We start from the raw sequence: 4,398 nt of genomic DNA on the forward strand, positions 1-4,398 counted from the left end.
GGGTACTCCCGGACCGGCGCCTCGGCGCTTCACAAGCACTCTGAGGTCGGAGTTGTACTCCCGCATGCTCGGTGGCGCGCAGAGTCAGCTGTGCACTTCGGCACGATTCCGGAATCAGGTGTGCGCTTCGGCACGATTTCAGGCGGCTGGATCGTGCCAGATCGCACAGCTGATAGCGGGATGCCGCCGGAGGGCACCTCGGACCGGCATGTTCAGAGCACCCTACGGATCTCGGATTCGAAGTGATCCACGTGGTCGCGGGAGAGGGTGGCGGCGAGGTCCTCGTCGCCGGCGGCGACTGCCTCGAGGAGGGCGATGTGTTCGGCGACGTGCGCGCCGAGGTCGGGGAGCCGGTCGAGCACGAGGCACCAGATGCGGGTGGCGAGGTTGTCGTACCGCACGAGGACGTCCTCGAGGTGTGGGTTCCCCGCCGCGCGGTAGATCGCCTGGTGGACCGCGATGTCCGTGCGGAGGAGGTCCGGGAGGGTGTCGCCGGCCTCGGGGAGGGCACGAAGTTCGTCCGCGAGTTCGCGGAGTTCCTCGCGTGCCGCGGTGGAGGCGGTCCGGGCGGCCCGGGCTGCGGCGAAGGGTTCGAGTTGCTGGCGGATCTCGGAGATCGAGCCGAGTTCGGTGACGTCGATCGTCGTCGCGAAGGTGCCGCGCCGGGGGAAGGACTGCACGAGGTGGTCGAGTTCGAGGCGTTTGAGGGCCTCCCGGACCGGGGTGCGGCCCATCTGGAGTTCGGCGGCGAGTTTGACGTCGTTGATCGGTTCGCCGGGGCGGATGTCGAGCATGACGAGGCGGTCGCGGATGACGGCGTACGCGCGTTCCGACAAGGACATTCCGTCCGCACCGGGCGCCCCGGACTGTGCGGTGGTGACGGTCATGAACCCTCCTTCGTCCCCTGCGGTGGGACCTATCGGGAAAACGGTCTCCGCAGGGCATTGACAACGTCTCGCAGGCCCCAGCATACTTCAGGGCAACTATTGATATATCAGTCACACATCAATCCCCGTCCACTCGCTCTTCCACGTACCAGGAGATCTCGATGGAATCGCTCCTCTCCCGCCCACTGGCCACCACCGATCCCCTCGTCCACGCGCTCATCGCGGACGAGCTCACCCGTCAGCAGTCGACGCTCGAGATGATCGCCTCGGAGAACTTCGCTCCCGTCGCCGTCATGGAGGCACAGGGGTCCGTCCTCACGAACAAGTACGCCGAGGGCTACCCCGGGCGCCGGTACTACGGCGGGTGCGAACACGTCGACGAGATCGAACGCATCGCGATCGACCGGGTGAAGAGCCTGTTCGGCGCAGGCTTCGCGAACGTGCAGCCGCACTCGGGTGCCCAGGCGAACGCTGCCGCGATGTTCGCCCTCCTCGAGCCCGGGGACACCGTCCTCGGCCTCTCGCTCGCCCACGGCGGCCACCTCACGCACGGCATGAAGATCAACTTCTCCGGCAAGCTCTACTCGATCGTGTCCTACGAGGTCTCGCCCGAGGACTTCCGGATCGACATGGACGAGGTGGCCCGCCTCGCGCGCGAGCACCGCCCCAAGCTCATCGTCGCCGGCTGGTCCGCGTACCCGCGGCAGCTCGACTTCGCCGCATTCCGCGCCATCGCCGACGAGGTCGGCGCCCTCCTCATGGTCGACATGGCGCACTTCGCCGGACTCGTCGCCGCGGGTCTCCACCCGAACCCCGTCGAGTACGCCGACGTCGTCACGACGACGACCCACAAGACCCTCGGCGGCCCTCGCGGCGGCGTGATCCTCAGCAACGACGCCGCCATCGCGAAGAAGGTGAACTCCGCGGTCTTCCCCGGCCAGCAGGGCGGGCCCCTCGAGCACGTGATCGCCGGCAAGGCGGTGGCCTTCGGGCTCGCCGCGGGCGCCGAGTTCCGTGAGCGCCAGGAACGCACGCTCGAAGGCGCGCGCATCCTCGCCGAGCGCCTGTCGCAGTCGGACGTTGCCGAGGCGGGGGTCTCCGTGCTCACCGGCGGCACCGATGTCCACCTCGTCCTCGTCGACCTGCGGAACTCCGAGCTCGACGGGCAGCAGGCGGAGGACCTCCTCCACACGGTCGGCATCACGGTCAACCGCAACGCGGTCCCCTTCGACCCCCGCCCGCCGATGGTGAGCTCGGGCCTGCGGATCGGCACCCCGGCCCTCGCCACCCGCGGTTTCGACGCGGACGCCTTCGCGGAGACCGCCGACATCATCGCGACGGTGCTCTCCACCCGTCCCGACGACTCCGCTCTCGAGGCGCTCCGGGCCCGCGTCGAGGCCCTCGCCTCCGCCCATCCGCTCTACGAGGGACTCGGCGACGCCGCGGCCGCGGACCTGGCCGGCGCTGCGGCCGGGATCGACACCGTCTCCGCCCTCCCGACCGACGAGGAGCTCGTCCGATGACCGAACGCCTGCCCGAACACCCGGACTTCCTGTGGCGGAACCCGGAACCGAAGAAGTCGTACGACGTCGTCATCGTCGGCGGCGGCGGTCACGGCCTCGCGACCGCGTACTACCTCGCCCGCAATCACGGCATCACGAACGTCGCGGTCCTCGAACGCGGCTGGCTCGCCGGCGGCAACATGGCCCGCAACACGACGATCATCCGCTCGAACTACCTGTGGGACGAGTCCGCCGGGATCTACGAGCACTCGCTCAAGCTCTGGGAGCAACTGCCGGAGGAACTCGAGTACGACTTCCTCTTCAGCCAGCGCGGCGTCCTCAATCTCGCCCACACGCTCCAGGACGTGCGGGAGTCCGTGCGCCGGTCGGAGGCGAACCGCCTGGGCGGGGTCGACGCCGAATGGCTCACCCCGGACGAGGTCAAGGACGTCTGCCCGATCGTGAACGTCTCGGACGACATCCGGTACCCGGTCCTCGGCGCGACGTACCAGCCGCGCGCCGGCATCGCGAAGCACGACCACGTCGCGTGGGCGTTCGCCCGGAAGGCCGACGAGTACGGCATCGACCTCATCCAGAACTGCGAGGTCACGGGGATCCTCCGTGAGGGAGGCCGGGTCACGGGCGTCCGCACGAGCCGCGGTGACATCGCCGCCGGACGCATCGCGCTCTGCGCGGCCGGCCACTCGAGCGTGCTCGCGGGGATGGCGGGGCTCGACCTGCCCATCCAGTCGCACCCGCTCCAGGCCCTCGTCTCCGAACTCCACCTGCCCGTGCACCCGACGGTCGTGATGTCGAACCACGTCCACGTGTACGTCTCCCAGGCGCACAAGGGCGAACTCGTCATGGGCGCCGGGGTCGACGCCTACAACGGGTACGGCCGCCGGGGTGCCTTCCACGTCGTCGAGGAGCAGATGGCCGCGGCGATCGAACTCTTCCCGATCTTCGCGCGGGCGCACCTCCTGCGGACGTGGGGCGGGATCGTCGACGTCACCCCGGACGCCTCCCCGGTGATCTCGAAGACCCCGCTCGACGGCCTCTACGTGAACTGCGGATGGGGCACCGGCGGCTTCAAGGGCACGCCCGCCGCGGGGTGGACGCTCGCCCACACGATCGCCCACGACGAACCCCACCGGCTCAACGCCCCCTTCGGCCTCGACCGGTTCACGACCGGGGCCCTCATCGACGAACACGGCGCCGCCGCGGTCGCCCACTGACCGTCCCCGAACCCCAGGAGACACCCCATGCTTCTCATCCCCTGCCCCCACTGCGGCCCCCGTGACGAGACCGAGTTCCACTACGGCGGCGAGGCCCACGTCCCCTACCCCGAGGACCCCCACGCCCTCTCCGACGAGGAGTGGGGCCGCTACCTCTTCTACCGCGCGAACACCGAGGGTGTGTTCGCCGAACGCTGGGCACACACCGCCGGGTGTCGCAAGTGGTTCAACGCCGTGCGCGACACCGTCACCTACCGCATCACCGAGGTCTACGAAGGAGCCACCCGATGAGCAGCCCCTCGCACCGCTTGCCCTCCGGCGGGCGCATCGACCGCACCCGCACCCTGTCCTTCACCGTCGGCGGGCGGGAGTACACGGGCCACCCCGGCGACACGCTCGCCTCCGCCCTCCTCGGGGCAGGCGTCCGCGCCGTCGGACCCGGCCTGTACTCCGGCCGCTCCCGCGGTGTCCTCTCCGCTGGGGTCGAGGAACCCAACGCCCTCGTCCGCGTCCGCCGGCCCGGTGATCCGGTCGCCGAATCGATGCTCCCGGCGACGACGGTCGAACTCGTCGACGGCCTCGACGCCACACTCCTGTCGGGGCTCGGCGATCTCGACCCGAACGACGACACCGCCCTCTACGACAAGAAGTACGTCCATACCGACGTCCTCGTCGTCGGGGCCGGCCCCGCGGGCCTCGCAGCCGCCCGCGCGCTGAGCGCCGCGGGCGTGCGGACGATGCTCGTCGACGACGGCCCGGAACTCGGCGGGTCCC

Annotated in this window: 5 protein-coding genes; 4 read left to right on the forward strand and 1 reads right to left on the reverse strand. The window is 70.0% G+C overall.

Features of this window, described 5'->3' with window-relative positions; all coding sequences use genetic code 11:
* Positions 1 to 212: 212 nt before the first annotated feature.
* Positions 213 to 887: a GntR family transcriptional regulator gene (locus ABD172_RS08000; RefSeq protein WP_344308568.1), complete on the reverse strand. Its 675-nt coding sequence runs from the start codon at positions 885 to 887 to the stop codon at positions 213 to 215.
* Positions 888 to 1,048: 161 nt separating this feature from the next.
* Here ABD172_RS08000 and glyA point away from each other — a divergent pair, with 161 nt between their 5' ends.
* The 4 genes from glyA to ABD172_RS08020 all read left to right on the forward strand — a co-directional run.
* Positions 1,049 to 2,410 carry a serine hydroxymethyltransferase gene (gene glyA, locus ABD172_RS08005; RefSeq protein ID WP_344308570.1) on the forward strand — a complete coding sequence of 454 codons (1,362 nt, stop codon included), beginning with the start codon at positions 1,049 to 1,051 and terminating at the stop codon, positions 2,408 to 2,410.
* Positions 2,407 to 3,624, forward strand: a complete 1,218-nt coding sequence (locus ABD172_RS08010) for a sarcosine oxidase subunit beta family protein (RefSeq protein WP_344308572.1) — start codon at positions 2,407 to 2,409, stop codon at positions 3,622 to 3,624. Before glyA ends, ABD172_RS08010 begins: the two co-directional genes overlap by 4 nt.
* Positions 3,625 to 3,651: 27 nt before the next feature.
* Complete coding sequence (locus tag ABD172_RS08015; protein ID WP_344308573.1) at positions 3,652 to 3,915, forward strand: sarcosine oxidase subunit delta; 264 nt, start codon at positions 3,652 to 3,654, stop codon at positions 3,913 to 3,915.
* Positions 3,912 to 4,398: (2Fe-2S)-binding protein (locus ABD172_RS08020; RefSeq protein WP_344308575.1), on the forward strand; the 487-nt coding region annotated here is incomplete at its 3' end. The genes ABD172_RS08015 and ABD172_RS08020, both read left to right, overlap by 4 nt.

The sequence above is a fragment of the Brevibacterium samyangense genome (assembly GCF_039529845.1).
Classification (GTDB): domain Bacteria; phylum Actinomycetota; class Actinomycetes; order Actinomycetales; family Brevibacteriaceae; genus Brevibacterium; species Brevibacterium samyangense.